Raw genomic sequence first — 25,792 nt, 5'->3', positions numbered from 1 at the left:
CGCCATTCCCGAAAGGGAAAGATCACGGCGTGAGTGAATGGGGTGCATGCTCTTCGACTTCACGCACGACCACGACGGTGAACGACTCCGCGGCGTATGCGGCGGCGGTGAGCCACCCGAGGTGACCGCCGTCGTGCTGCACGGCGCCGGCGACAGCAGCGTGGAGCGACTGCTCCCGGTGGTACGGGAGTTCGTGGCCCGCGGCTGCCGAGGCGTCGCCTTCGACTTCTCCGGGCACGGCGGCAGCACCGGAAAGCTCAGCGAGTCAAGCCTGCGGCGACGGTTCGAGCAGGCCGTCGCGGTGATCGACGCGTACGCCGGGGCAGAGGGGCCGCTGGTCCTCGTGGGCTTCAGCATGAGCGGGCAGACGGTCGCGGACCTCGTCGCCCACTACGGGGATCGGGTGGTGGCGCTGGGGCTGTGCGCGCCCGCCGTGTATGCCGCCGACGCCTGGGACGTTCACTTCGGCGAAGGCAACGGGCAGTTCAGCCGGACCATCCGGCGCCCGGACAGTTGGCGGGACGCGCCCGCGCTGCGGGCACTGCGGGCGTACGAGGGCCGGGCGGTGCTCGCCGTACCCGGTACGGACGCGGTGATCCCCGCAGCCGTGACCGAGTCCGTGCAGGACGCGCTGACCGCCCGATCCCAGTACACGCGGTTCGATCTTCCCGATGCGCAGCACCAGTTGGGGACGTGGTTCCGCGATCACGGCGAAGACCGGCAGGGGTTCACGGAGGCGGTTCTGACCGGCCTCGACGGACGGGGCTGGTCGGCTACGCATGCATGGGTCGCCCAGCAGGTCGGCAGCGGCCGCACCGTCGCGCACGCACGCTTCCTGTCCGGTGGCTGGAGTTCCCAGATGCGCCGGCTCACGCTCGACGACGGGGCCGAGCTGGTGCAACGGACCCTCGTCAAACCGTTCTTCCGCCGCCACGGGCCCGGGCTCCTCGCCCGCGAAGCGTCCGTCCTGACGCAGCTCGCCGGTCAGGAGGGCATCCCGGCGCCCGCTCTCGTCGCCGTGGATGCCACCGCCGAGCACTGCGACCACCCCACCCTGTTGATGTCGGCGCTGCCCGGCCGCGTCCGCGTGGACGAGGACGACCTCGACCGGCGCCTCGACCTGCTCGCCGCCCAGCTCGTGCGCATCCACGGCGTCGCTCCGGACGAAAGGCCGCGCACCTACCAGGCGTGGACCTCTCCTGAACACGTCCGCGCCCCTGAAGGCGCCCTGTGGGAGCGAGCCGTCGACGTGATCCGCCGCGACCCTCCGCCGTACGCCGGCCGCTTCCTGCACCGCGACTTCCACCCCGGGAACGTCCTCTTCACGGGAGCCGGTCCCGAGCTGCGGATCGCCGGGGTCGTGGACTGGGTCGAGACCTCGTGGGGACCTGCCGACCTGGACGTGGCGCACTGCTCGACCGCGCTCGCGCTGCTGCACGGGCCCGCGTACGGGTGGGACTTCCGCAGGCGGTACGAGGCACAGGGCGGCTACGGCCTCGCCGACCACCCCGACCACCTGTACTGGCGGCTGCTCGACGCCCTGCACTACTGCCCCGACGCGGCGAAGTTGGCCGGGCCGTGGCGTGAACTGGGCCGGGACGATCTGGCGTCCGACGTGCTCGCAGGACGGCTGGAGGCGTACGTGGACGGACTCCTGCGGGAGTGCGACTGACCGGCCTCGGGCAAGGCGCCTGGCGCGGGCCGGGGTAGAGGCGGAGCACATTATTGCTAACGGTAACCATTTTCATATACCGTTTGCCGTCCACGCACGACCGAGCAGGAGAGCACCATGGCCGTACCCAAGCGCAAGATGTCCCGCAGCAACACGCGCCACCGGCGGGCCCAGTGGAAGGCCACGACGCCGCAGCTCGTGCCGATCACCCTCGACGGGGTGACCTACTCCGTGCCGCAGCGGCTCGCCAAGGCGTACCGGCGTGGGCTGCTGAGCCCCGAGGGGTGAGCGGCGTCAGCGCGGCGCCGTCGGGCGGGTGCTGCGCTCGACGGGTTTCTCTCCGGGTCGAGCGGTGGTCGCAGCCACGGCACCGCTCGACCCGGTACGCCCCGGATGACGCGGGGGCGGATGTGCCGTGGCTGCGACTCGGCGCCCTCTGCTGGTGCGGGGTCAGGACGTGACCGGCTGGGGATGCGGCGCCGTCGTCGGGGCGGCGTCGGCGGACGGGCCGGCGCGGACGACGGCCTGGTCCCCTCGGGGACCGAAGAGGTGCAGGATCTCCACGGCGCTCGTGTCGGCGGGTCCGAACCAGTGCGGCTCCGTCGTGTCGAACTCCGCCACTTCGCCGGGCCCCAGCGTGAAGTCCTTCTCCCCGAGGATGAGGCGTAGCCGCCCGGCGAGGACGTAGAGCCACTCGTAGCCCTCGTGGGTGACCGGTTCCGGTCGGCGGGGCGCCAGTACCTGCTTGAAGACCTGCACGCGCCCGGGGTACTGCGTCAGGGGTACGAGGATGCTTCCGCGCTCCTTGCGCAGGGGCTGAAGGTGTACCCGAGGGTCTCCGCTGGCGGGCGCGGCCACCAGCTGGTCGAGCGCGACGCGGTGGGCTCGTGCCAGCGGGATGAGCAGGTCGAGAGTGGGGCGCCGTCTCCCGGACTCGACCCGGGACAGCGTGCTGACCGAGATCCCGGTCGTCGCCGCCAGCGCTTCGAGCGTGAGTCCCCGGTCCTGGCGCAGTCGGCGCAGCCGGGGCCCGATGTCATCGAGTATCCGCTCGAGCTCCGGGTCCGTGGATCCTGTGTTCATGGATCCAGTTTTGCAGTGTTCGCAAAACTGATGGGCTGCGCCGGTCGCCCGGGACGAGCCTTGCCCGGACATTACATCCGGACGTCAGAGGTGGACCATGACCACGACGACACACCCCGTTCAACCCGTACTGAGTGCGCGCAGACGCTGGACGGTGCTGGCCGTCTGCTGCCTGAGCATGTTCCTGGTGGGCCTGGACACCACCATCGTCAACGTGGGCCTGCCGGCCATCGGGAGCGGCCTCGGCGTCGACACCCGCGGTCTCGAATGGATCGTGGACGCCTACACCCTCGTCCTGGCCAGTCTGCTGATCTCCGCCGGCGCGCTCGCGGACCGCTTCGGACGCCGACGGGTGTTCCAGGTCGGGCTGGCCGTGTTCGGCGCCGCCTCACTGCTCTGCGCGCTCGCTCCCTCGGCGGGCGTACTCGTCGCGGCCAGGGCCCTCCAGGGTGTCGGCGCGTCGATGCTCAGCCCCGTGGCGCTCGCGATCGTGGTGAACACGATGCCGGACCCCAGGGAGCGGGCACAGGCCATCGGCATCTGGGCGTCGGTGTTCGGGCTGAGCATGGCCGCCGGACCCGTCACGGGCGGCGCGCTGCTCGCCTGGCTCGACTGGCGGGCCTTGTTCTGGGTCAACGCGCCCGTGATCGGGGCCGCTCTGCTGCTCAGCGCGGTGTTCGTACCGGAGTCCCGGGCCCCGCGGGCACGGCGGCTCGACCTGCCCGGTCAGGTCCTGCTGACCCTGCTGCTCGCCGTCGTGGTCGGTGTCCTGATCGAAGGGCCGCGCATCGGCTGGACGTCGCCTGCGGCATGGGTCGGATACGTGGGGGCCGCCGTGGCGGCAGCCGCATTCGTGCGGGTCGAGACGCGCCGGGCCGAGCCCCTGATGGATCCGCGGCTCTTCGGCCGCCCGGTCTTCAGCGGTGCCGTCGTCGGCGCGGTGGCGGTCTTCATCGCCCTGAACATGACGCTGCTCCTCAACACCCTCTATCTGCAGCACACCCGGCATTGGACACCGCTGGCCGCGGGCGTGGCCACCTTGCCGCTGGCCGTCGGCGCGACCGTCTGCGCACCCTGGTCCGGCCGCATGGTCGGACGCACCGGGCCTCGGCTGCCCTTGCTCCTTGCCGGTGGGTTCGTCACGGCGGGCGGGCTGTGCCTGGTCCGGCTCACGCCGCAGACGAACGTCCTGCTGCTTCTGGCCGCCTACGCGTTCACCGGGATCGGGTTCGGCTTCGCCAACGCCCCGATCACCAACACCGCGGTCGACGGACTGCCACCCGCCCGGGCCGGCGTGGCCGGGGCGATCACCTCCACCGCACGGCAACTCGGCTCCGCCATCGGCATCGCTCTCGCCGGCGGCCTGGTCACGTCCACCGACCCGACGGACCTCGCCCACGCGTCCCGCCCGGGTTGGACCGTGGTCGCCGCCTGTGGCGTCTTGCTCCTCCTCGTGGCTCACCTATCGCAGCCGAAGGCAGCCGCCGCCGGTCGGTCCTTGGCGAAGGCTCGGTGACCCCTGCGCCGCGGGGGTCGGCGTCCGTGACTCGCTCGCCGGACCCAGCCCCCTAGGTAGCGCTCACCAGGCGTGCGCCGGGTCCTGGTTCCAGGCGCCGCTCCGACTCGCCTGCGTGGCATGCTGGGGCCGACCGAGGACGTGCCGTACGGGGACATGGCGGGACAGGGACCGGGAGCGGCGCGGCCGGCTGGTCGATGATCTTGCGGGGCTCGTCGGCTCGTACGCCGAGCAGGGAGGAAGGTCCCATGACCACCGGGATCGGTGCGCGTCCCGCGGCCGTCTTACGGCCGTACGTCGACTCGTACGTCGGTTTCGACCTCCGAGGGCTCGCCGCGGGGGTGCACTGCGGCCCGCCGAGCGGTCAACTCACCGCGGTGATCAGCCTGTCAGAACCCTTGGAGATGGCGGCGGGCGTCGGCGACGGGTCACCTGTCACCCGCTTCGGCGGCGTGGCCGGTGGCCTGATGGGCAGGTCGGTCGCCATCCATCACGACGGGCGCCAGCAAGGTGTGAAGGTGGCGCTGACGCCCCTCGGGGCTCGGGCCGTCTACGGCATGCCCGCCGCCGTGCTCGCCCACCGGCTGGTCCCCCTGGACGAGCTTCTCGGATCGCTGGGCGTCGAACTGACCGACCGGCTCCGAGCGGCATCGACGTGGCCGGCGCGATTCGCCGTCCTGGACGAGTTGCTCCTGCGCGCGGTCGCTCGTGGCACCGACCGCGCCCCTGCGCGCCGGATGCGCCCCGAGGTGGCCGAGGCCTGGCGCCTACTCGTCGCGGCACGGGGCGGGCTCCAGGTGGGTGACGTCGCCGCCGGACTGGGTTGGAGCCGCCGGCACCTCACCGAACGCTTCCGTGGCGAGCTGGGGCTGACGCCGAAGGTCTTCGCCCGCGTCCTACGCTTCGAGTATGCCCACGACCTGGCGACGGCGCGGGGCCGGCTGCCGTGGCCCGAGGTGGCGACCCTCTCCGGCTACGCGGACCAGGCCCACCTCGTACGGGACTGGAAGGAGTTCACGGGCCGAACGCCGACGGCGTGGCGCCACGGCGAGGTCCTCCTGGGGTCGGGGTAGCCGCGGGCCGGCATCCAGGCGCCGCGGTACGCCGGAGGGAACCGGCCGCTCGTCGCATCGGCCTTCGTTCGTTCCCATTCCTTCAAGACCATCCGGCCGCCGCGGTGTGACGATCACCGGCATGAGACTCGTCAACGCACCCCACGCCATCCCCCTGCGGACCACCCCCGTGCACCTCGGACTCGGATCGACGGCGAAGCTCGTCGAGGGCTTCTCCTGGGCCCCGGAGGCGCTCCAGGCCTACGGCGCCGCGGCCGCGGCGGACGGCGCCGAGGGCCGGATGGTGATGATCTTCGACGGCGACGGCCCCGGCGACCACTGGGAACGCCACCCCGCCGGTGACGAGCTGATCGTCTGCCTGAACGGGTCGGTGACGGTGAGCCGTGACCTGGACGGAGTCACCGACCGCGTTCTGCTGGGCCCCGGAGAGGCCACCGTGAACCCGGCCGGCGCCTGGCATGCGGTCGACATGACCGGGCCGTCGACCATCCTGAGCATCACCGCGGGCCTCGGCACCGACCACCGGCCTCGGACCGGGACCCACCCGACCGAAGGCGACAGCGTGCCGGGGCCGGAAGCGTCATGACGACGCGCATCGCCTGCCTCGGCGACAGCCTCACCCGCGCGCTGATCAGCGTCGACTACCTGGACGCCCTCGCACGGCGCCATCCACCCGGTGACCTGCGGCTCGCCCGCCACGGCGCCAACGGCGACTTCGCCTACAACCTCCTGCGGGGCCTCGACGCCGTGGTCGCGGACCCACCCGACGTCGTCACCGTGCTGATCGGCACCAACGACGCCCGGGCCGGCCTCACCGGCTACCGCACCGACAAGGCCATGCAACGCAAGCAACTCCCCCAACGCCCCTCTGCCGACTGGTTCCAGCACTGCCTGGGCGGCATCGTCGAACGACTGCGAGCGGAGACCGACGCGACGATCGGTCTGCTGTCGCTCCCGGTTCTCGGCCAGCGACTCGACGGACCGGCGGCGCGGGCATCGGAGCAGTACAGCCGGATGATCGCCGGGGTCGCGACCGCCAACGAGGTCACGTACCTTCCGCTCCACGAACGCCAGGTCGAGGAGCTTCGCCGAGCAGATCCGCCACCGATTCCCTACCGGGACGCGCCTCCGCGAGCGGGTCTGGGCGTGCTCCTCCAACACCATCTGCTTAGCCGCAGTTTCGACGCGATCTCACGGCGTCGAAGCCTCGTGCTCACGACGGACCACATCCACCAGAACAGCCGCGGCGCGGCTCTGATCGCCGAGGTCATCGACGTCGGTCTCCTGACGCAGAGGGTGTAGCCCCGGTTGACGGAGTCGCGGCGCGAGGGTCCGACTGCCGTGGAGACGGCGTGTGATCGAGATGCCGGTGAAGGCGCTGTCGCCCCGACACCGGCGCGCCGCCGACGGCGCACCTGCTCTTCACATCAACACGGTGGGGCCAACCTCGCGACAGACGGCTGCGTCCCTGATGCCTGACGCGCTGCACACTCGTCCAGGCCTGGCCCATGCCGGTCAGACTGAGCCCGTCGACCCCGCTTCCGAAGGATCCGGCTCGCCGGTCCACGTGAAGCGGACCCAGCGGCAGCTCCAGTCCTCGTCCGCGTAGGACTGGAGCGGCCCGTACATCTCTTCCTCGGGCATGTACCGTCCCCGCTTGCCTTCGTGCCATCCGCAGGTGACGCGATAGGTGCCGGGTTTGACCCAGAGCACCGTCCCGAGACCCTGTTGGCCGTCCAGGTTGAGCTGGACCGGTGGGTTGAGTCGGCCCAGGGCCCGGATCGACGCTTCCCTCTCCTGAGGTGTGGCGTACGAGCCGGTCTCGTCGGCGTCTACTCCCGTCGCGACGACGACCACCCTCCCGCTCCGCACCGTCAACTGCCCCACGGCCCGCTCCTCGCTCTCCGCCCGGGCAGCGTGCCGGCGCGGCGCATCTGTCCTGCCCGCGGGAATCCACGACCGCATGATCAGAAAGTTGTCGTCACCGCCGGCGGCGCCTCTCCGGCTCCGAGCATGGGCGACCTCCGCAGCCCCGTCGCCGTCCATCTCCCAGACGAGGCCAACCTGCTCCTCGTGGTCTCCGAAGCGCACGAACGCGGCTTCGAGGTCATCGTCGTCCGGGTGAACCGCCGACCAGGCCCGGGCGTGGTCGCAGGCCGGATCCAGTTCGTAGTCGGCGCCGTACGCCGCCCCGCCCCAGTGGGAGAAGGCTTCGAGGTCGCAGACGAGCAGCGGACCACCGAGGGAACCGACCCTGGCGGCCTCCCATGTGTAGGGGGCCTGCGGCCTGGAATCTTCAGTACGCACGGAAGCTGCTGCCGATCGGTGAGGGGTTCGACACAGGGACAGCTCCAGTGTGAACCATGGGAGTCGGCACCTGCGGCCGGACGCCCGAACAGGTGTGCCGTCGGACACCGGCGCAGGGTTCAGCCTTCCGGACTCGCGCTCTCCTGCCAGGTCGCGGTGTCCGGGTCGATGCCGTGGGCGCGTGCGCCGGCGTCGATGACGCGACGGAACCACGTGGCGAGGCCGGGGCGGATGCCGTCGTAGTGGGCAGCGAATCCGGGATCCGTCTCGCACGTGCGGCCGAGACAGACCTGCATCTGCCGGGTGAGGGGAATCCCGGCGGAGGGTTGCGTTCCCGGCGCGACGGACAAGCAGCGCACACTGTCCGGCAGTTGCCCACGACCTGGCCACGGAGCGAGCTCCACGGATACGGTGATCCGATGTTCGACGTCCGTCACGCCGGCCCGCACGACGGGGACGCCCTCGGTGAGATCCACGCTGCGGCCTGGGAGGCGGCCTACGCGCCCTTCTTCGCACCGGAGTTCGCCGCGACCGCGGTCCAGGACAGGCGGGGGCGATGGCACGCGAGGATCGGGCAGGGAGCAGCGACCATCCTGCTGGCGGAACGCGACAGTCGGCCTCTGGCTCTGTCGTCCTTCGGCCCGTCCGCGACCCGGCCGGGTCTTGCCGAGATCCACAGCTTCTACAGCCACCCCGACAGCTGGGGCAGCGGCATGGCAGCCGTCTTGATGACGGAGACACTGCGCCGAGTACGCGAGGACGGGTTCACCCGGGTGCACCTGTGGACCCTGCGCGACACCACCCAGTCCCGCCGCTTCTACAGCAAGTGCGGCTTCGCCGAATGCGGCACGACACGCCCCTACGACTTCGGCGACGGGAACCCGCTGGAGCAGATCGAATACGAGCGGGCCCGCTGAGGTCGTCGCGTCGGTCCACCGGCCGGCCGATGCGTTCGCAGCGGGGCTTCCCGCCGGTTCCATGAGCCGAGGTCCTGTGCCGGCACGGTTCATGCCGCAGGGTTCCGGATCGCCTTCAGTGCGTCGGCGGGGTGAACTCGGGCTGGTCCAGCAGGCGCAGCCAGCTTCCGTCCGGTTGGCGGCGGACGACCTGTGCCCTCGCACCGGATCCGTCCCTCGGCGGGGTCGACGTGAGGGCGATGCCGTCGCTGACCAGCGTGGGAAGCGGCTGCTCCGGTTCGAAGCGGGGGCGGTTCGCCAGGACCTTCGCCCACAGTTCGCCGATCGCCACCCGCCCGACCGTCAGTTCGCCGGGGGGATAGGCCATCACCGCCCCCTCCTCGTAGAGCGCGGCCACTCCCGCCGCGTCGCCGGCGTTGGACCGCTCGACGAACAGACGGGTGATGTCCTCGGGTCGCATGGCCTTCTCGTACGTGCTCACGGCGTTCCTCCTGCTTTCGGGATTCGGTGGCTGCTCCGTTCCGTGATTCCAGCCTGGCGCCCGCCTGTACAGAAGTCCAACAGATGGTTCTGCTGGTCACTAGAATTCACAGTCATGGAACTGAGGCAGTTGGAGTACTTCGTCGCCGTCGCCGAGGAGCGGAACTTCACCCGGGCCGCCGAGCGGGTCCACATCAGCCAGTCCGGGGTCAGCGCCCAGATCCGTCAGCTGGAGCGCGAGCTCGGCGCCGCGTTGTTCGACCGGTCGACGCGTACCGCCACCCTCACCGTCGCGGGCAAGGCCGCACTCGATCACGCCCGTGCCGCCCTGGACGCCGCCCGTGCCGTCGGCCAGGCCGTGGACGAGGTGACCGGCCTGTTCCGGGGACGTCTCGCCATCGGCATGGTCATCGGCTGCACGGTCACTCCCCTGTTCGAGGCCCTCGCCGCCTTCCACCAGGCACATCCGGGGGTCGAACTCGCCCTCTTGGAGGACCAGTCCGACCGTCTCGTCGAGGACGTCCGTTCCGGCGCCGTCGACCTGGCCCTCGTCGGGACGGCGACCGCCGCGTCCGAGGGGCTGGAGACACTGACCCTCATCAGCGAGCGGCTCGTCGCGTTGGCTCCGACCGGACATCCCCTGACGGAGCGGGACCGCGTCTCCCTGCGCGATCTCTCCGCGCACCCTCTCGTGTGCATGCCCGCCGGCACCGGCCTGCGTACGGTCTTCGACAACGCCTGCGCCGCACAGGGCCTGCGCCCCGACGTCGCCCTTCAGGCCAGCGCCCCGGACGCCGTCGCCGACCTCGCCGCCCGCGGGCTCGGGATCGCGGTCCTCAGCGAGTCGATGGCCGCGAGCTACCGCGACCGCCTCGTCGCCGTCCCACTCGACGACGTGGACACCCCGGCCCTGCTCGCCCTGGTCTGGAAGGACCGCCCCGACCCGGCTCTCCGCGCGCTCCTCACGCACTGCCGGCGCTCCTTCGGCCTCGCGTCCGCGCTCTGACCGACGTCACGATCGTCTCCTGGTCCCACGGGGGTGGACGGCCGGGAGGCGGGATCCCCGGGCCGACCGCCGTACCCGGGGTGGCACCGACAGGTCACCTCACCGGACCGGTTCCCCGATGCCCAGCAGGTTCCCCTCGCTGTCGCGGAACCAGGCACCGCGTTCGCCCCGGGCGCCCTTGCTCGGGTAGTTCCCGTCGATCTCGGCGATCCCGTCCCGGGTCCGGAACCCGGGCAGGTCCACGTCCTCGAAGTCCACACCGCGCCGCCTCAGTTCCGCGACGACCGCGTCGAGGTCGCGCACCTCGACCGCCATCTGCGTGAACGTACCGGGAGAGGTCCCCGCGGACGCGAACAGGACGAACTCCGTGTCCCCGCACCGGTACAGCAGGCCGCCGGGCCGTTCGTCGACGGGCACCAGACCGAGGCGGTCGGCGTAGAACCGCCGTGCGCGTTCGAGGTCCTGGGCCGGGAGCCGGGTCGCCACCCGGGCCCCGGCGAGGGGGCCGTCGTCACTCATGTTCATTCCCCCACTGTGCCGTCTCCCCCACTGCCGGCCGCACCGACACGGCGGTCCGTGTGCGGGCACATCGGACACCGCCCCCGAGGACGGCCAGGAGCGCCAGGACCGCGTCCTCCGTCACCGCAGGCCCGCCGGCGAGCGCCACGGCAGGTAGTTTGGCGGCGTGTGCCTCTACGCCGAGAAGCCCTACAAGCTGCACTTCGTGTGCACCGCGTGCCGTGTCGCGTTCAAGCGGCACCCGGAAGCCGTCGGGCATCGGTGCCCGCGCTGCTCGGAGCCGATGCGCTGCGCCGGTCATGACTTCGCCGCGCCTCGGCGTCGGGACGTCAAGGCGTGGACGGTCGTGGCGGCCGTGCTCGACGCCGGGCTGCGCTACGAGGGCCGTGGTTCCTGCGGTTGCGCCAGGGAGCCCGAGTTCCGTCCGCGCACGCGGGCCCAGGTACGAGCCCGGCGCATCGCGGCGACGCGGACGGGGACGTCCCTCGCCGAGACGCTCGGACGCGTGGATCCCCACACTCCCGTCTGAGATTCGCCGGCGGGTGGCCGACCCCGCCGCGCCGTTCCCCTCGGGACGGGCTCACCAGCGGGCGCCCTGCCTCATGCCCGCGTGGGGATGACGGGCACCAGGAGGCGAGTACGTCTGCCGGACCTTCCTCAACCCCAGCTCCCAGAGCCTGAGGAATCCGTTCTCCCGCACGCCACCGGGGCGTACGAGGACCCGGTAGGCGTCGGTGAACCCTTCCCACGGCACGATCGCCCTCAACGACGGCGGCCGGGTGGGCGCGGCCCGCCACTGCGTGAGCGCCAGGTACGACACCCCCGGCATTCCGACGGCCCCGCCGCTCCACGGCTGGTCTCCGGCCCCTCCCAGGTGGTGAGCGAGGAGAAGACCAGGCCTCGGTCCAGCGGAGCCGGGCCGGGCAGGTGGTCAGAGCCAGCCGCCGGCACCCGTCTCGTCGGCCAGTGCCAGGACCGTGGTGATGCGCTTGCCGACCGGTTCGCGGTGGATGGAGAAGCTCTGCCCGAGCGCCGTCACGATCTCCAGACCGTGCCGGCCGATGCGGGTCGGATCGGGGCCGAGGAGGACCGGGAGGGCGGGGCTGCTGTCCCAGACCGTCACCTCGACCGTGCCCCCGGCGATCTCCAGGGTCAGCAGACAGGGGCCCGGTGCGTACTTGCGGGCGTTGGTGACCAGCTCGCTCACCACCAGCTCCACCGCGCCTCGGGCCCGCTCGGACACGCACACGCCGTGCACCGTCTGCGCCTCGTCCAGGAACGCACCTGCCAGCTGCCGCGCGCCGGCGATGTCCTCGTTGCCCTCGAAGAGACCGGACACCGACATGACCTCGTCCCCCAGCTGCCGCTCCGCAGCCCCGGCCACCAGCTCCATGCGGTCCCCCTCGTTCTGATCTGTTGTCGTCCGGGCAGCCGTCTACCCCGGTCTCGACCCGGTACACCGCGATCCTGTCCACGAGCTTTCCGTGCTGGTCCGAGCACGGAGCGAAGCCGGGGCGTCGGTCGTCCGCCGCGCACGCGAGACCGCCGAAGCCGCGCACCGGCGCTGGACACGGCCTCCCCCTTCTCCTCGCCGTCACCGCGTCCCCCGCGTCAGTCGCCGCCTCCCCGTACCCGCCGACCACCTCTGCTCCTCCGCCACACCCGTACACCGAGTACGGCCGCGGAGGCGGCGAACAGGGAGGCGGTGATCAGCAGCCAGCGCCGGAGGAAGACGTCGGCGGGGAGCGCCGTGCTGCTCGTGTAGTGGCCGACCCGGCCGAGGACCAGGGGCCAGTACACGAGCAGCAGCATGCCGGAGACGAATGCGGGGACCCGGACGTGGTTGATCCCCACCAGCGGCGGGCGGCTTCCCGCTGCCGGTCCGCCGCCGAGGAGCCTCTGGGCGGCCAGGTCGGTGAGCGTGTACAGCGGCAGGAGGACCAGGTCGTGCAGGAGCGCGGCCCCGACGAACCACAGGGTCACCCCGAGGGCGTCCCCGTCGAGGAGGCGCAACCCCGCGTAGCAGGTCAGGGCGAAGGAGACGAGGACCAGGAGCAGGTGGAGCGGCGAGGCGCCGTAGCGGCGGCGGAGCGAGGGGGACACGGAGCCGGTGGTCGGCGCTTTCATGACGGCTCCCCGAAGGTGAGGCGGGTGACCCATTTCGTGTTGTGGACGCCGGGTGCTCCGGGGACGATCACGCGGGCCGGGTACCCGTGGTCGGTGGAGAGGACCGCTCCGTTGACCCGTACGGCCAGCAGGGAGCGCTCGTCGCGGACCTGCCCCCGGCTCAGGACGACGGAGCTGAACGATCCGCCCCGCTGGACGGACTGCACGAGAACCGGTGGGATGTCCGTCTCCAGGCCCACGAGCGCGGCCAGGTCGGTGAGGCGGACTCCTCTCCAGTGCTGATCGGCGGTCGACCAGCCCTCCACGCAGGCGATGGGGAGCAGGGCCGCGTTCTGCGGCAGGTCGAGCAGCTGGGCGTAGGTGAGGTCGATCTGGCGGCCCGGTCCGCGCACGGTCAGGCGCCAGCCCGGCCCGATGTCGCTGGGCCGGATGCCGACGGACGCGGCGGTCTTGTTGATCTGGAAGCCGTTCGGACCGGTTCCCGGCTCCTGGCCGTGGGGGGCGAGGAGGGCCGTGCGGCGCCACCAGCCGCCGATGCTCTGGCCGGCGGTCACGGCGAACAGCGCGAGCGAGCCCAGCCCCACCATTCCCAGGGCGCCTCGGCGGGAGATGGTGGGGGCGGCCGGGTTCGGCGAGACGAGCCCGGCCGCCTCCTCGCTGTCCGGGGCGGGCTGTCTGGGCCCGGCGCGCAGGGCCCGCACGGCCCGCTTCAGCCGGAGGGCGACGTGGACGACGAAGGCGGCGATGAACACCCAGGCGCCGTAGAAGTGCAGCGTGTAGAAGGAGCCCGGAAAGATGTAGTGGAGCTGCACGTTGAGGATGCCGGTGGCGAACTCGAATCCGGCGCCGCCGACCAGCAGGAGCAGGGAGAGGCGTTCGAGGGTGTCGGCGACGGACCGCACCGGCGGCCAGGCGAAGAGTTTCGGGATCACCGACCAGAGCTTGGCCAGCAGTACGGGGACGAGGACGACTCCGAGCGTGACGTGGACGCCCTGGGTGACCCGGTAGAGCCAGTACGGCGAGGTGGGCCAGGTGAAGAGGGAGAACCCGAGCCATCCCCTGCCCGGGGTCTGGTCGTTGACCGCGGCGAGGTCCGGTTCGTAGGCGGCGTACGACAGCAGGCCCGTGACGAAGAGGATCGTGACGCCGAAGAGGAGCACGATCCCGAACACCGCGGTCAGCCACGGGCCGCGCAGCGGGCTGCGCCAGAACTCCGGTCGGGACGGGCCCCTCGGCGGCCCGGCGGCCCAGCCGGAGGCGAGGGCCGTTCGCAGCCGCCGGGTCGGTGCGGGGCCGGCCTCGGGTTCCGCTCCCCCGCGGGCGGCCCGCGGGGTCGGTCCGTCGTCGTGCGCGTTCATGAGGTGCCTCCGTGGATCGCGCGTGCGTGGTCCGGCAAGGGCTCGCGAGCGGAGGCTTGCGCGTCCGGTCCTGCCGTACGGTCGGGGGCCGGGCCCGCTCCGCGGGTTCGACGGCGGGCGGCCCACCCGCACAGGACGGCCACGGCGGCGGCGGTGTACAGGACGGTGCCGGCGGCCGGGACGACTCGCCCCGTCAGGTACGCGGCCGCGCCGGCGACCGCGACGCCCAGCCATTCCCAGCGGCCGTCGAGGGCCACGAGGGCGATCAGGAGCAGGGCGTACCAGGAGTAGCCGGGGGTGGTCAGGAGGAACGCGGTGCCGGTGACCTGGAGGGCGCCGCTCCAGGGGCGCTCCGGGTCTCCCCTGAGGATCACGTGGGCGCTGACGGCGAGCATGCCGACCGCGACGGCGGGCAGCGCCCAGGAGTCGGGGAGCACCAGGCGGAGGAGGGCGTAGCGGTTGCCGGCGGCGGCGTCCTGGTAGCCCTCCTCGTCGGCGTACCCGGCGAGGTAGCCGAGGACGGAGGAGTCGGAGAGCAGCACGTACGGCACGTACAGGGCGGTGAGGACCGCGGCGGTCGGGAGGAGGACGGCGGCGGCGTCGCGGGCTCGGCGTACTCCGGACAGGGCTCCGGGGATCAGGACGGCGGGCAGGAGCTTGGCTCCGACGGCGAGGCCGAGCAGTGCGCCGCCCCGGGCCCGGTGGCGGACCGCCAGGCCGAGGGCGAGGACGGACAGCAGGACGGCGAGCACGTCGGCGTGGGCGTTGTTGACGGCTTCGACGGCGACGGCGGGGCACCACGCCCAGTAGGCGGCGGTGCGGGGGTCGCCGCGTCGGCGGAGGACACGGAGCAGTGCCAGGGTCGTGGCGACGGCCAGTGCCGCGCCGCTCGCCTGCAGGGCCTTGTGGCGTACGTCGTCGGGTGAGAGGGCGTGGACGAGAAGGAAGTACAGCTCGCCGGCCGGTGGATAGACGGTGTGCACCTGCGGGCGGTTGATACGGGTGCAGACGCCCTGCGTGACCGGCGCGAGGTCGGGTGCAGCGCACGCCTCCCCGGCGGGGAACAGCCAGGTGTCGCGGTACGGAAGGAGGGCGGCGTCGGCCGGGGCGTGGTCGTAGGGGGAGATGCCCGCCGCCTGCACGCGGCCGTCCCAGGCGTAGCGGTACGCGTCGGTACTGGTGCGGGGCGGGCCGACCAGCCCGGTCAGGGCGACGGCGACGCCTCCGGCGAGGACCAGGGCCGCGGCGTGCCGGGCCGGTGCCCGGCGCAGGGACCACGCGGCCGCCGCGAAGAGGATCCAGCAGGCGGCGTACCGCCAGGACAGGGCGGCCGGATCGGCGGCGAAGTCGTCCCGGCGGAGCGTGAGGACGAGCGTGGCGACCAGTGCGGCCACGAGGACGACGGTGGTGACGGTGGCCCACCGGCCGGCGGTGGGAGGCTTGGTCACGAGGAGGCTCCCGACGGAGCGGCGGCGGCCTGCGCCGGGGACTCCCGCTGCGTCCCGAGGCCGAGTTCGGCGAACTGCCGACCGGCGGCCGTCCAGCTGTCCACGGTGCGCAACCCGGCCGCCTCGGCGTGCCGCAGCAGAGCCGGGAGGCCGAGCCGGGCCCACGGGAAGGGCGTGCCGAGGCCGCCACGGCCGTCGTCGAGACGTACCTCGCACCGTTCGTCCACCTCGCCGGGGGCGGCCTCGGCGACCAGGCGCCCACCGCGGGCGAGGAGCTCGGCGGTGCGTTCCAGGAGGGCCCGGGGGTCGCCGCCGATGCCGATGTTCCCGTCGATCAGGAGCGCGGTGTTCCAGCGTCGCTCGCCGGGCAGGGGGTCGAACACGGAGCGGCAGAGGGCGGTGCCGCCGCGGCGCACCGTCCGCGCCACGGCGGCCGGCGTCACGTCGATGCCGAGTGCGGGACGGCCGCGTTCGGCCAGCGCCGCGACGAGCCGGCCGGGTCCGCAGCCGATGTCGAGGACGGCGCCGCGGCAGCGGGCGAGCACGCTCTCGTCGCCGGCATCGGTCCCCGCGCACCAGCGCTCCACGTCCAGCGGCAGCAGCCATCCGTCCGTGCGACGCAGGAACAGCGGGCCGCGTCCGGCGCGCAGGGCCACCGCGTACGGGTCGGCCCGCCAGGCCGGGCCGGGACTCGTCCGCGGCCTGGGGGCCGCGGGGGCGGTCATCGGGTCACCGCCGACCGCACGTCGAACTCGCGGTGCCGGGCGGCGAACCGGCCGGCCGGTGCGAGCGCGGCCACCTCGTCGGCGTCGGCGGCGGTGTCGACGTCCCGCAGCAGGGGCAGCGTCCCGGTGCGGAGGCCCGCCGCGCGGAGCCGCGCGTACTGCACCGCACCGGTCTCGGGTACGGACATGGGGACGCCGAGGAGCAGCGTCGGGTCCGGCGCGGCCAGGCCCAGTGCCCAGAACCCGCCGTCGACGGCCGGGCCGAACCAGGCGTCGTGGGCGTCGAAGACGAGCGCGCGGGACAGGACGTCCGGAGTGATCTGCGGCGTGTCCATGCCGATGAGGAGCGCGGGCCCAGGGCAGGTGGCGAAGGCGGCCGCGAGTCGCTCGTCGAGCCCTCCGCCGCTCTGCGGCACGACCTCGAAGCCGGGTGGGACCCATGGCCCCGGGGTGCCGTCGAGGACCAGCAGATGCCGGTCGGCCGGGGTGGCGGCCGCGACGGCCAGCGTGTCGAGGAGCGCGGCTTCGGCCAGAGCCGCCGCCTGTTCGGGGGTGAACGGTGGGGTGAGCCGGGTCTTGACGCGGCCGGGCACGGGCTCCTTGGCGATCACGAGCAACGTCGTCGCGGGGGACGCAGTCGTCGTGGTCGACGCGGTGGCCGCAGTCGTCGTGGTCGTCGCGGTCGTCGCAGTCGTCGTGGTCGTCGCGGTGGTCGCGGTGGTCGCGGTCGTCGTGGTCGACGCGGGGGCCACAGTCGTCGCGATCGTCGCGGTCGTCAGGGTCGACGTCGCCGCCGTGGTCAGCGCGGTCATCGTGCTCCTCCGGTCGGCTCGGTGTGACCGGGGATGGCAGGGGCGTACGGCGGCTCGGTGTGGCCGACGACGGCAGGGGCGTACGGCGGCTCGGCGAGGACGGTGCGCATGTCGCGCACGGCCTGCCAGGTGCCCCGCCATGTGCCGGTGACCTTGGATCTGCCGGTGCGCGGCAGGTAGGGCACGTCCTCCTCGCGGACCCGCAGACCCGTGTCCGCCGCCCGGACGACCATCTGCAGCGGGTAGCCCGAGCGGCGGTCGGTCAACCCCAGGCCCAGGAGCTCCTCCCGGCGCATCACGCGGAGGGGGCCGAGGTCGTGGAGCCGGAGGCCGGTGCGCCGGCGCAGCATCCGGGACAGGGCGAGGTTGCCCGCGCGCGCGTGCGCGGGCCACGCGCCGCGTCCCCGGGGGCGACGGCGGCCGAGCACGAGGTCGGCTTCTCCCGCGGCGACCGCCCGGACGAACCCGCTCAGCAGGCCCGGGTCGAGGGAGGCGTCGCAGTCGCAGAAGCAGACGTACTCGGCGTCGGCGGCCATGAGTCCGGCGTGGCAGGCGGCGCCGAAGCCCCGGCGGGCCTCCGGTACGACGGTGGCGCCCAGGGAGCGGGCGATGTCGGCGGATCCGTCGGTGGACCCGTTGTCCACCACCAGGGGCCGCCAGCCGGAGGGAATGCGGGCGAGTACCCAGGGCAGTGCCTCGGCCTCGTTCAGACAGGGCAGGACGACGTCCACGGAATGTTCGGTCACGGATGCCACCGTAGGAACTCTCCCGGGACATAGCGGACATCGACTCCTTACGAAACGCGGACGTCCGCCATCCGGGGGCGGACCGCCGGGGACGGGGAAGGCCGGTCGGTGCCAGGCTTGCCCCCATGAGTACGGCCACCAGCACGTCCCCGTCCGGCCCGCCCGCGCGGGTCCTCGTCGTCGACGACGACCCCACCGTCGCCGAGGTCGTCACCGGCTACCTCCGCCGGGCCGGTCACGATGTCCACCACGCCGCCGACGGTCCGACCGCCCTGGAGGCCGCGCGGCGACTCGACCCGGACCTGGTCGTCCTCGACCTGATGCTGCCGGGCATCGACGGTCTGGAGGTGTGCCGGCGGCTGCGTGCCGACCGCCCCGTCCCGGTGATCATGCTGACCGCCCGCGGCGACGAGGACGACAGGATCTCCGGTCTGGAGCTCGGTGCGGACGACTACGTCACCAAACCCTTCAGTCCTCGCGAGCTCGTCCTGCGGGTGGAGTGCGTTCTGCGCCGGAGCCGGACCGCGGCGACGGAGCCGGGACCGCTGCGGCTGGCCGGGGCGGGGATCCAGCTCGATCCGCGGACGCGACGAGCCGCGAAGAACGGTCGGGAGCTCACGCTCACGCTGCGGGAGTTCGACCTCCTCGCGTACTTCCTCACCCGTCCCGGCCGGGCCCACGGGCGCGAGGAACTGATGCGGGACGTGTGGGGGTGGGACTTCGGCGACCTGTCGACGGTCACCGTCCACGTCCGGCGCCTCCGCGCCAAGATCGAGGACGACCCGGCGGCTCCCCGGCTGATCCAGACGGTGTGGGGCGTCGGGTACCGCTTCGAGGCGGCCGGAGACGGGGTACCGCGGTGAAGGACGTCCTGCTGATCGCGGTGTACGCGTTCGGCGGCGCCGCCTGCGCGGGCCTGCTCGGCGCGGTCGCGCTGCGCCTGTTGCGGCACCGCTCGGCAGCCGTGTCGTTGGCCGTCGTCGCCGTGGTCACCGTCGGCGCCATGCTCTCCGGGACCCTCGCCGTCGCGCGGGCCATGTTCCTCTCCCCGCACGACCTGAACGTGGTCACCCTCGTGGCCGGGATGGCCGCGGTCGTCTCCCTGGCCACCGCCGTGCTCCTCGGGCGCTGGGTCGTGGCCCGCGGCCGTGACCTGGCCCGTGCGGCCCGGGACTTCGGAGCGGACGGCAGGTTCGCGCCGCCGCCCGGCCAGGCCACCGCGGAACTGGCCGCCGTCACCCGCGAGCTGGCCGCCACCAGCGCCCGGCTCGCCGCGTCCCGGGAGCGCGAACGCGCCCTGGACGCCTCCCGCCGCGAACTCGTCGCGTGGATCTCCCACGACCTGAGGACTCCGCTCGCGGGGCTGCGGGCCATGGCCGAGGCGCTGGAGGACGGGGTCGCGGACGAACCCGCCCGCTACCACCGGCAGATCCGCACCGAGGTCGAGCGCCTGGGCACCATGGTCGGCGACCTCTTCGAGCTGTCCCGCATCCACGCGGGCGCCCTCGAACTGACGCCCAGCCGGGTCTCCCTCCGGGACCTCGCGGCGGACGCCCTGCTCGGGGCCGATCCGCTCGCCCGCGAGAGCGGCGTCCGGCTGTGCGGCGACGGCCTCGTTCACGTACCGGTCGACGTGGACGGCAAGGAGATGACCCGCGTCCTGTCCAACCTCCTGGGCAACGCCATCCGGCACACCCCTTCCGACGGCACCGTCGCCGTACGGGTCGACCGGACCCCGTCGACCGCGGTCCTGTCCGTCACCGACGGGTGCGGCGGCATCCCCGAGGAGGACCTGCGGAAGGTGTTCGACACCGGCTGGCGCGGCAACCCCGCCCGTACTCCCCCGGCCGGAGCGGGACTGGGGCTGGCCATCGTCCGGGGCATCGTCGAGGCCCACGCGGGGCAGGCACGGGTGCGGAACGTGCCCGGCGGCTGCCGCTTCGAGGTCACCCTTCCGCTGGCCGACGCGACCGGCTGACCCGGCACGGGGCACGCGTCCTGGGGGCGCTGTCGCGGGCGCGCCGTCCTGGGGCGCGCCCTTGAGGGCCGCGCCGTCGCGCAGGTCGTGCCGTCGCGGGGCGCGCGCCGTCACTGGCGGCACCGTCACGGACCGGGCCGTGGCCGAGCGCGCCGCCGCGGACCGGCCCGTCGCGGCGCCGCAAGGTGATCGCTGGGAAACGGCCTATCCGACCCCGGCCGAGGCCCGCTGTCCGGCGCGGGCGAACTCCGACATGCCCTGGTCGAACCCCACCTCGGGACACCAGCCCAGATCACGCCGCAGGCGCGACGAGTCCGCCGTGATGTGCCGGACGTCGCCCAGCCGGAACTCGCCCGTGACCAGCGGCGCCGGGCCGCCGTGAGCCGCGGCGAGCGCGGCGGCCATCTCCCCCACGGTGTGCGGGGCGCCGCTCCCCACGTTGTAGGCCGTGTGGCCCCCCTCCCCCACGGTGTCGAGGCCCGTGAGGACGGCGACGTTCGCCCGCGCCACGTCGCGGACGTGGACGAAGTCCCGCCGCTGCGCGCCGTCCTCGAACACCCGCGGGGCCTCTCCCCGGGCGAGCGCCGACCGGAAGAACGAGGCGACACCCGCGTACGGCGTGTCCCGGGGCATCCCCGGTCCGTACACGTTGTGGTAGCGCAGGGAGACGGCCCGACCGCCGACGGCGCGCGCCCAGGCCGCGGCCAGGTGCTCCTGCGCGAGTTTCGTCGTGGCGTACACGTTCCTCGGGTCCACCGGGGCGTCCTCCCCCACCAGCCCGGGAAGCAGAGCGGCGCCGCAGTCGGGGCAGCACGGCTCGAAGCGGCCGGCCTCCAGGTCGGCCACCGCCCGCGGGCCCGGCCGCACGACGCCGTGCTCCGGGCAGGCGTACCGTCCCTCGCCGTACACGACCATCGAGCCCGCCTGGACCAACCGGTGAACACCTGCCTCGGCCATCGCCGCCAGCAGTACGGCCGTGCCGAGGTCGTTGCAGGCGACGTACTCCGGCGCGTCCGCGAAGTCCTTCCCCAGACCGACCATCGCCGCCTGGTGGCACACGGCGTCCACGCCGCGCAGCACACGCCGTACGACGGACGCGTCCCTGACGTCTCCGCGGACGAACTCGGCGTCCGGCAGGTCGGGAGCTTGGGGGTGGGCGGCCGGCAACAGCGTGTCCAGCACGACCGGCTCGTGTCCCCCGGCCGTCAGGACGTCCACCACGTGCGAGCCGATGAACCCGGCTCCTCCTGTCACGAGTACGCGCATGCGGGGAACGGTACGGAACGCCGACCGTCGGCGGCGGCTCCCGCACCGCGCCGTAAGAGTTCCGTCACTCCTCGCGGCCCTCCGTCGTCCCGCGCCGCCCGACGGCGGGAGGTATCGCGGGAGTCCGACCCGGCCGTCCGCGCGCCGCTCGCGTCCGGCCGACGCACCGTCGATCTCCCCTCCGTGCCCCGCCCCGTACACCCCCGTGCCCGTGGATCTCGTCGAGCGGCCGAGGCCTCGGACGATCGGGGCCTATCGTTGCGGCAGCCCGGGCGGACACCTGTCCGCACGCGGCCGTCGGCGGGTACGAGAACGAAGAGGTACATCATGGGGGACGCCGCGACTCTCGCGACGGTGGCGGAGCTGGAGACGTACCGGGGCGAACTGACCCGGTACTGCTATCGGATGCTGGGGTCCTACGCGGAGGCCCAGGACGCGGTGCAGGAAGGGCTCGTCCGTGCCTGGCGGAACGCCGAGCGGTTCGAGGGCAGGTCGTCCCTGCGGTCGTGGGTGTACCGCATCGTCACCAACGTGTGCCTGGACGCCCTCGCCTCGGGGAAGCGACGAGCGCTGCCGATGGACCTGTCGGCGCCGGCGGACGGCACGACGCCACCGGGAGGACCGGCGGACACCGTGCTGTGGGTCGACCCCCTGCCCCACGGTGAGCCCGAGATCGCGGTGGCGGCCGCCGAGTCGGTGCGCCTGGCGTTCGTCGCCGCGCTTCAGCACCTGCCGGCCAAGCAGCGTGCCACCCTTGTCCTCAGGGACGTTCTGGGCTTCTCGGCCCGTGAGGTGGCCGACCTCCACGGCTCCACCGTCGCCGCGGTCAACAGCGCCCTCCAGCGGGCCCGTGCCACGCTCGCCGATCGTCGCGACCAGCTCGGCGGCGCGGACACCCCGGCAGCCGGCGGCGCTCGACGCGTCCTCGCCGAGCGGTACGCGGCAGCGTTCTCCCGGTACGACATGGAGGAGCTGAGCATGCTGCTCCACGTCGATGCCACCTTGGCCCTGCCGCCGTACGCGACGTGGATGCACGGGGTGACGGACATCCAGGCGTGGCTCACCGGCCCGGCCGTCGGCTGCCGCGGCTCGCGGCTCGTCCCCACCGCCGCGAACGGCTCCCCCGCCTTCGGCCAGTACCGTCCCCGCGCGGACGGCGCGGGCTACGAGCCCTGGGCTCTGCAGGTCGTCGAGTTCTCCGGCGACCGCATCTCGAACATCACGGCCTTCCGCGACACCCCGCGGATCTTCCCGCTCTTCGGCCTGCCGGACCGCCTGGGCGAGGGCGACGACGACCTGGGCGTTCCGGCCTGATTCCTGCCCGCCGTGGTGCTCCGTCAGCGGTCGACCACAGGCCGGCCGAGTCGGGCCGGTCAGCGGGCGGCCGCGGGGGGCGCCCCCTCCAGCCGGTTCAGCGGTCGACCGCGGGCGCGCGAAGCCGGGCCGGTTCAGTGCTCGGCTGCGGGCGCGCGAAGCCGGTTCAGTGGTCGGCCTCGGTCCAGCCCAGCCGGGCCGTCACCGCGCCCAGCCACAGCAGGCCGAGGCCCGCGCCGACGGTGAAGGACAGGACGGAGACCGCCGAGGCCGTGAACCCGGCGAGGACGACCACCGGCACGACACGGGAGGCGACGGCCCAGCCCCGCAGGCCACGTGCGGCCAGCGGCCGCGCCAGGACGACGAACGCGCCGCACAGGGCCAGGTATCCGACCATCCCCCCGAGCATGTGCGCGGTCCCGTGTCCGCTCATCACGGTCGTCTCCGGGGCGCCGGCGGGGAAACTCGCCCCGGCGTCGGCCGGGAAGGCCGCGGCGAGCCAGAAGGAGGCGCCGAAGACACCCACCAGACCCGGCCCCCACGTCCCGCCGGGTGCGCCGCGCAGCACCAGCCGCAGTCCCGTGGCACCCGCGAGCAGCAGCGCGCCGGTGAGCACGAAGTTCACGGTCTGGATCCAGCCCGGCTCACCCAGGGCGAGCTGACTGATCGCGTTCCGGGTGAAGTCGAACCCCTCCCGTCCGAAGCCCTGGGCGATTCCGCCCGCCAGGAACAGCGGGCCCGCCACGGCACCGCAGAGCACACCCCACCCCGCCGCGGAACGCGACGTGGGCGAAGGGGAGTCGGTGGGGCGGTGCACATCGAGTACGTCGGTCATGGCGAGCCTTTCCTGGTGCCGGTGTCGTCACTCGTACGACGGAGGACGCGGCGCCGAGTCATCGGCCCGGATCATGTGGGCCCGATCACATGTGGTCTCAAGCGGCCCGGCCCGGGGCGTACTCGCCGCCGGCCGGTGCGTACCCCTGCGGCGTACGGATACGGGATGGGCAGTCACCGGGCCGAGCGACGCCACCCACTGCGGCAGTCCGAGTCCTGCCAGGTCAGGCGCCCTCGGGCGGCACCCCCGCCCGGACGAGCAGGGGTCGAACCTCGGGCAGAATAGTCACTTCATGTGATCTTTTGTGGCGGGAGGAACGAACAGGTGACCGGCGCTGACTCGGAGTTCGCGGCACTGTTGCGGCGGTTGCGCCTGGAGGCCTCGCTCACGCTCGAGGCGCTTGCGGAGGCGTCGGGAGTGAGCGTCCGCGGGATCGGCGACCTGGAGAGGGGCCGGGTCGCCACTCCCCAGCGCAGGACCGTGGCAGCACTCGCCGACGGGCTGCGGTTGACCACGACCGAGCGGGAGCGGCTGCTCACCACCGCACGGACCGGGCGCATGCCCCGCCCGCAGTCGACAGGCCTGCGCGCCTTCCCCCGCGGCATCGACGACTTCGTGGGGCGCGCGTCGGAACTGGCACGTCTGACGGCCTTGGCCGAGCAGGAGTCCCCGGGGATACCGGTGGTCGTGGCCGTGTCCGGGCAGCCCGGCACGGGGAAGACCACCCTGGCGCTGCGTGCCGCCCAGGACCTGGCCCCGCGCTTCCCGGACGGGCAGTTGCTGTTCGACCTCCGGGGAACGGACGAGGATCCGCCGGACGCGGCGGAGCTCCTGCTGCGCGTCCTGAAGGCGCTCGGGGTGGCCGACCGCGACCTGGCCATGGCCGGCGCGCAGGGGCATCCGGAGCTGTGTCGGCGGGTGTTGGCCGAGCGGCGCTGTCTGCTGGTCCTGGACAACGTTCATGACGAGTCCCAGGTCCGTCCGCTGCTTCCGGGCTCGGGCGCGAGCATGGTGGTGGTGACGAGCCGGCGCATGCTCGCGGGCCTGGAGAGCGTGCACCGCCTCGCTCTCGGCGAGCTGTCGCCGACGGAGGCGGACACCCTGCTGACCGGTCTGGTGGGACGGGAGCGCGCCGAGTCGGATCCGGGAGCCCTGGCCGAGGTGGCCCGGCACTGCGGAAACCTTCCGCTGGCCCTGCGGGTGGCCGGGAACTGGCTGGCCACGCGCACCGGATGGAGCGTGCGCCGCCTCGCCGACCGGTTGTCCATGGAGGAGCACCGCCTGGACACGCTGACGGCCGGCGACGTCCACGTGTCGACCGCCTTCCATCTGTCGTACCGCCAGCTCACCCCCACCGCGGCCCGCATGTTCCGGCTGCTGTCGCTCGTCGACGGGCCCGATGCGGGGGCTGCGGGAGCCGCGCAGCTGACCGGGCAGTCGCTGTTCGACGCCGAGGACACGCTGGAGGAGCTCGTCGAGACCGGTCTCCTGAACACGGACCGGGACCGCTACCGCTTCCACGATCTGCTGCGGCTGTACGCCCGCGGCCGTCTGCGGGCCGAGGAGTCCACGGGCGTGGCGGAGGCCGCGCGGTCGGCGCTGCACCGCTGGCTGCTGGAGAACACGGTGATGGCGGGCCGCTGGTACGAGCCCGACCACGGTGCCCCGCCCGCCACGTGGCGGGGCACGATCGACCTGTCCACCGCGGACAAGGCCCGCCACTGGCTCCAGGCCGAGGGCCCCAACTGGCTGGCCGCCCTGCGCGCGGCTGCCGCCGGGGGCGACCACGCCCGTGTCGTCGAGGTCGCCGAGGCGCTGCACTGGTTCTCCGACCAGTGGATCTTCTGGGGGCACTGGCCCGAGGTGTTCGCCACCGCGGCCCGCAGCGCCGAGGCCCTGGGCGATCCCCTCCTCCAGTCCACCCACCTCAACTACCACGCCTGGGCGCTGCTCGTCTGCGAAGGCCGGCACCAGGACAGTCTCGACCGCTCCGCGCAGGCGCTCACGGCCGCGAAGCGCGCAGGCGACCTCCCTCAGCAGGGCTGGGCCCACAAGTACGCCGCCTGGGCCTTCAGGCTGCTCGGCGACTACGCGGAGGCGGCACGTCACAACCGCGAGGCGGCCGCGTTCTTCGAGACCGCCGGTGACCTCCACGGCGCTCTCCAGTGCCGGGTGGAACACGGTCAGATCCTCGTGGACGGAGGACTGCACGAGGAGTCGATCAAGGAGATCCTGGACACCCTTTCGTTCCTGGACCACGTCGGCGAGCGGATCGAACCCCACATCGCCGCGTTCACCCGGACGAACCTGCAGGTGACCATCGGTGGGGCCCACGCGAGCCTGGGGAACTGGTCCGACGCGGCGGATCACCTGCGTCGTGCCGTGGAACTCTGCCGCGGCAGCGGCAACACGGCCATGGAGAGCCGGGCTCTGGTCCACCTGGGGAACTGCCTGCTGAGCGCCGGCCACCGTGACGAGGCCCGCGACGCCTTCTCCCGATGCCTCGCCCTCGGCACCACCGCCGATCCCACCCGCGTCACGGAGGCCCGCGAGCGGCTCGCCGAGTTGGACGGGTGACTCGGTCCGTGCCTGGTCTCCCGCGGCGAAACG

General features: G+C 73.2%; 27 protein-coding genes and 1 pseudogene. 13 read left to right on the top strand and 15 right to left on the bottom strand.

All coding sequences use genetic code 11. The features are described 5' to 3' along the window. Positions 1-46: 46 nt before the first annotated feature. Both ACY0MR_RS35590 and rpmF read left to right on the top strand, forming a co-directional pair. Positions 47-1,672, top strand: a complete 1,626-nt coding sequence (locus ACY0MR_RS35590; protein ID WP_473557788.1) for an alpha/beta fold hydrolase — start codon at positions 47-49, stop codon at positions 1,670-1,672. A gap of 117 nt (positions 1,673-1,789) precedes the next feature. Continuing rightward, on the top strand, positions 1,790-1,960 hold the full coding sequence (gene rpmF / locus ACY0MR_RS35585; protein ID WP_392867180.1) for a 50S ribosomal protein L32: 171 nt from the start codon (positions 1,790-1,792) through the stop codon (positions 1,958-1,960). 162 nt (positions 1,961-2,122) lie between these two features. Here rpmF and ACY0MR_RS35580 read toward each other — a convergent pair whose 3' ends face one another. After that, positions 2,123-2,755, bottom strand: coding sequence for a helix-turn-helix domain-containing protein (locus ACY0MR_RS35580; RefSeq protein WP_392867177.1), 633 nt, complete (start codon positions 2,753-2,755; stop codon positions 2,123-2,125). Positions 2,756-2,852: 97 nt separating this feature from the next. Between ACY0MR_RS35580 and ACY0MR_RS35575 the strand changes: the two genes are divergently transcribed. The 4 genes from ACY0MR_RS35575 (at position 2,853) to ACY0MR_RS35560 (ending at position 6,646) form a co-directional block, all read left to right on the top strand. Further along, positions 2,853-4,271: an MFS transporter gene (locus tag ACY0MR_RS35575; protein ID WP_473557783.1), complete on the top strand. Its 1,419-nt coding sequence runs from the start codon at positions 2,853-2,855 to the stop codon at positions 4,269-4,271. 248 nt (positions 4,272-4,519) lie between these two features. Continuing rightward, a complete protein-coding gene (locus tag ACY0MR_RS35570) occupies positions 4,520-5,344 on the top strand; it encodes a helix-turn-helix domain-containing protein (RefSeq protein ID WP_473557780.1) in 825 nt (274 codons plus the stop codon). 121 nt (positions 5,345-5,465) lie between these two features. Then, entirely contained in the window at positions 5,466-5,930 is a 465-nt protein-coding gene (locus tag ACY0MR_RS35565; RefSeq protein WP_392867168.1) for a cupin domain-containing protein, read from the top strand. Further along, on the top strand, positions 5,927-6,646 hold the full coding sequence (locus ACY0MR_RS35560; protein WP_473557778.1) for an SGNH/GDSL hydrolase family protein: 720 nt from the start codon (positions 5,927-5,929) through the stop codon (positions 6,644-6,646). The genes ACY0MR_RS35565 and ACY0MR_RS35560 overlap by 4 nt, the downstream gene beginning before the upstream one ends. 213 nt (positions 6,647-6,859) lie before the next feature. On the opposite strand, the gene ACY0MR_RS35555 is transcribed toward ACY0MR_RS35560, so the two are convergent. After that, entirely contained in the window at positions 6,860-7,651 is a 792-nt protein-coding gene (locus ACY0MR_RS35555; RefSeq protein WP_473557776.1) for a hypothetical protein, read from the bottom strand. 119 nt (positions 7,652-7,770) lie between these two features. Continuing rightward, positions 7,771-7,962 (bottom strand): annotated as a pseudogene (locus ACY0MR_RS35550) (TipAS antibiotic-recognition domain-containing protein); the annotation flags it as partial. A gap of 108 nt (positions 7,963-8,070) precedes the next feature. On the opposite strand from ACY0MR_RS35550, the gene ACY0MR_RS35545 reads away from it, so the two are divergent. Continuing rightward, on the top strand, positions 8,071-8,568 hold the full coding sequence (locus tag ACY0MR_RS35545; RefSeq protein ID WP_473557773.1) for a GNAT family N-acetyltransferase: 498 nt from the start codon (positions 8,071-8,073) through the stop codon (positions 8,566-8,568). Between the two features lie 115 nt (positions 8,569-8,683). Here the strand turns inward: ACY0MR_RS35545 and ACY0MR_RS35540 are convergent, their stop codons facing one another. After that, a complete protein-coding gene (locus ACY0MR_RS35540) occupies positions 8,684-9,049 on the bottom strand; it encodes a YybH family protein (protein ID WP_473557771.1) in 366 nt (121 codons plus the stop codon). Between the two features lie 114 nt (positions 9,050-9,163). Between ACY0MR_RS35540 and ACY0MR_RS35535 the strand changes: the two genes are divergently transcribed. Further along, positions 9,164-10,054 (top strand): LysR family transcriptional regulator, encoded by an 891-nt coding sequence (locus ACY0MR_RS35535; protein ID WP_392867156.1) that lies wholly within the window; start codon positions 9,164-9,166, stop codon positions 10,052-10,054. Between the two features lie 99 nt (positions 10,055-10,153). Here ACY0MR_RS35535 and ACY0MR_RS35530 read toward each other — a convergent pair whose 3' ends face one another. Beyond that, on the bottom strand, positions 10,154-10,579 hold the full coding sequence (locus tag ACY0MR_RS35530; RefSeq protein WP_473557769.1) for a VOC family protein: 426 nt from the start codon (positions 10,577-10,579) through the stop codon (positions 10,154-10,156). Positions 10,580-10,739: 160 nt separating this feature from the next. Between ACY0MR_RS35530 and ACY0MR_RS35525 the strand changes: the two genes are divergently transcribed. Then, positions 10,740-11,102 carry a hypothetical protein gene (locus ACY0MR_RS35525; protein WP_403311505.1) on the top strand — a complete coding sequence of 121 codons (363 nt, stop codon included), beginning with the start codon at positions 10,740-10,742 and terminating at the stop codon, positions 11,100-11,102. Between the two features lie 51 nt (positions 11,103-11,153). Here ACY0MR_RS35525 and ACY0MR_RS35520 read toward each other — a convergent pair whose 3' ends face one another. The 8 genes from ACY0MR_RS35520 to ACY0MR_RS35485 all read right to left on the bottom strand — a co-directional run bounded on the left by ACY0MR_RS35520 (position 11,154) and on the right by ACY0MR_RS35485 (position 17,789). Further along, positions 11,154-11,447, bottom strand: coding sequence for a CocE/NonD family hydrolase (locus ACY0MR_RS35520; RefSeq protein WP_473561983.1), 294 nt, complete (start codon positions 11,445-11,447; stop codon positions 11,154-11,156). 57 nt (positions 11,448-11,504) lie between these two features. Then, a complete protein-coding gene (locus tag ACY0MR_RS35515; protein ID WP_473557766.1) occupies positions 11,505-11,966 on the bottom strand; it encodes an ATP-binding protein in 462 nt (153 codons plus the stop codon). 218 nt (positions 11,967-12,184) lie between these two features. Then, positions 12,185-12,700: a hypothetical protein gene (locus ACY0MR_RS35510; protein WP_473557764.1), complete on the bottom strand. Its 516-nt coding sequence runs from the start codon at positions 12,698-12,700 to the stop codon at positions 12,185-12,187. Then, positions 12,697-14,058 carry a molybdopterin-dependent oxidoreductase gene (locus ACY0MR_RS35505; RefSeq protein WP_392867146.1) on the bottom strand — a complete coding sequence of 454 codons (1,362 nt, stop codon included), beginning with the start codon at positions 14,056-14,058 and terminating at the stop codon, positions 12,697-12,699. Before ACY0MR_RS35505 ends, ACY0MR_RS35510 begins: the two co-directional genes overlap by 4 nt. Further along, positions 14,055-15,506, bottom strand: a complete 1,452-nt coding sequence (locus ACY0MR_RS35500; protein WP_473557762.1) for a glycosyltransferase 87 family protein — start codon at positions 15,504-15,506, stop codon at positions 14,055-14,057. The genes ACY0MR_RS35505 and ACY0MR_RS35500 overlap by 4 nt, the downstream gene beginning before the upstream one ends. Beyond that, positions 15,503-16,231: a methyltransferase domain-containing protein gene (locus ACY0MR_RS35495; protein ID WP_473557760.1), complete on the bottom strand. Its 729-nt coding sequence runs from the start codon at positions 16,229-16,231 to the stop codon at positions 15,503-15,505. Before ACY0MR_RS35495 ends, ACY0MR_RS35500 begins: the two co-directional genes overlap by 4 nt. Further along, positions 16,228-16,848: a TIGR04282 family arsenosugar biosynthesis glycosyltransferase gene (locus ACY0MR_RS35490; RefSeq protein WP_473561981.1), complete on the bottom strand. Its 621-nt coding sequence runs from the start codon at positions 16,846-16,848 to the stop codon at positions 16,228-16,230. The genes ACY0MR_RS35495 and ACY0MR_RS35490 overlap by 4 nt, the downstream gene beginning before the upstream one ends. Positions 16,849-17,039: 191 nt before the next feature. Continuing rightward, positions 17,040-17,789: a glycosyltransferase family 2 protein gene (locus tag ACY0MR_RS35485; RefSeq protein WP_473557759.1), complete on the bottom strand. Its 750-nt coding sequence runs from the start codon at positions 17,787-17,789 to the stop codon at positions 17,040-17,042. 125 nt (positions 17,790-17,914) lie between these two features. Here ACY0MR_RS35485 and ACY0MR_RS35480 point away from each other — a divergent pair, with 125 nt between their 5' ends. Together ACY0MR_RS35480 and ACY0MR_RS35475 are read left to right on the top strand one after the other, a co-directional pair. Next, the gene (locus ACY0MR_RS35480; RefSeq protein WP_473557757.1) at positions 17,915-18,652 is read left to right on the top strand and encodes a response regulator transcription factor; all 738 of its coding nucleotides are present in this window, start codon (positions 17,915-17,917) and stop codon (positions 18,650-18,652) included. Beyond that, positions 18,649-19,767, top strand: a complete 1,119-nt coding sequence (locus ACY0MR_RS35475) for a sensor histidine kinase (protein WP_392867131.1) — start codon at positions 18,649-18,651, stop codon at positions 19,765-19,767. Before ACY0MR_RS35480 ends, ACY0MR_RS35475 begins: the two co-directional genes overlap by 4 nt. 204 nt (positions 19,768-19,971) lie before the next feature. On the opposite strand, the gene ACY0MR_RS35470 is transcribed toward ACY0MR_RS35475, so the two are convergent. Then, positions 19,972-21,033, bottom strand: a complete 1,062-nt coding sequence (locus ACY0MR_RS35470) for an NAD-dependent epimerase/dehydratase family protein (RefSeq protein ID WP_473557753.1) — start codon at positions 21,031-21,033, stop codon at positions 19,972-19,974. 327 nt (positions 21,034-21,360) lie between these two features. Here ACY0MR_RS35470 and ACY0MR_RS35465 point away from each other — a divergent pair, with 327 nt between their 5' ends. Beyond that, positions 21,361-22,347: a sigma-70 family RNA polymerase sigma factor gene (locus ACY0MR_RS35465; RefSeq protein ID WP_473557751.1), complete on the top strand. Its 987-nt coding sequence runs from the start codon at positions 21,361-21,363 to the stop codon at positions 22,345-22,347. 166 nt (positions 22,348-22,513) lie between these two features. Here the strand turns inward: ACY0MR_RS35465 and ACY0MR_RS35460 are convergent, their stop codons facing one another. Further along, positions 22,514-23,182, bottom strand: a complete 669-nt coding sequence (locus tag ACY0MR_RS35460; protein ID WP_473557749.1) for a DUF998 domain-containing protein — start codon at positions 23,180-23,182, stop codon at positions 22,514-22,516. A gap of 324 nt (positions 23,183-23,506) precedes the next feature. Here ACY0MR_RS35460 and ACY0MR_RS35455 point away from each other — a divergent pair, with 324 nt between their 5' ends. Then, positions 23,507-25,759, top strand: coding sequence for an ATP-binding protein (locus tag ACY0MR_RS35455; protein WP_473557746.1), 2,253 nt, complete (start codon positions 23,507-23,509; stop codon positions 25,757-25,759). Positions 25,760-25,792: the final 33 nt, after the last annotated feature.

Source organism: Streptomyces sp. JN8 (assembly GCF_055808075.1).
The sequence above is the reverse complement of the archived record's forward strand: the minus strand, read 5'-3'. Positions and strand labels throughout refer to the sequence as shown.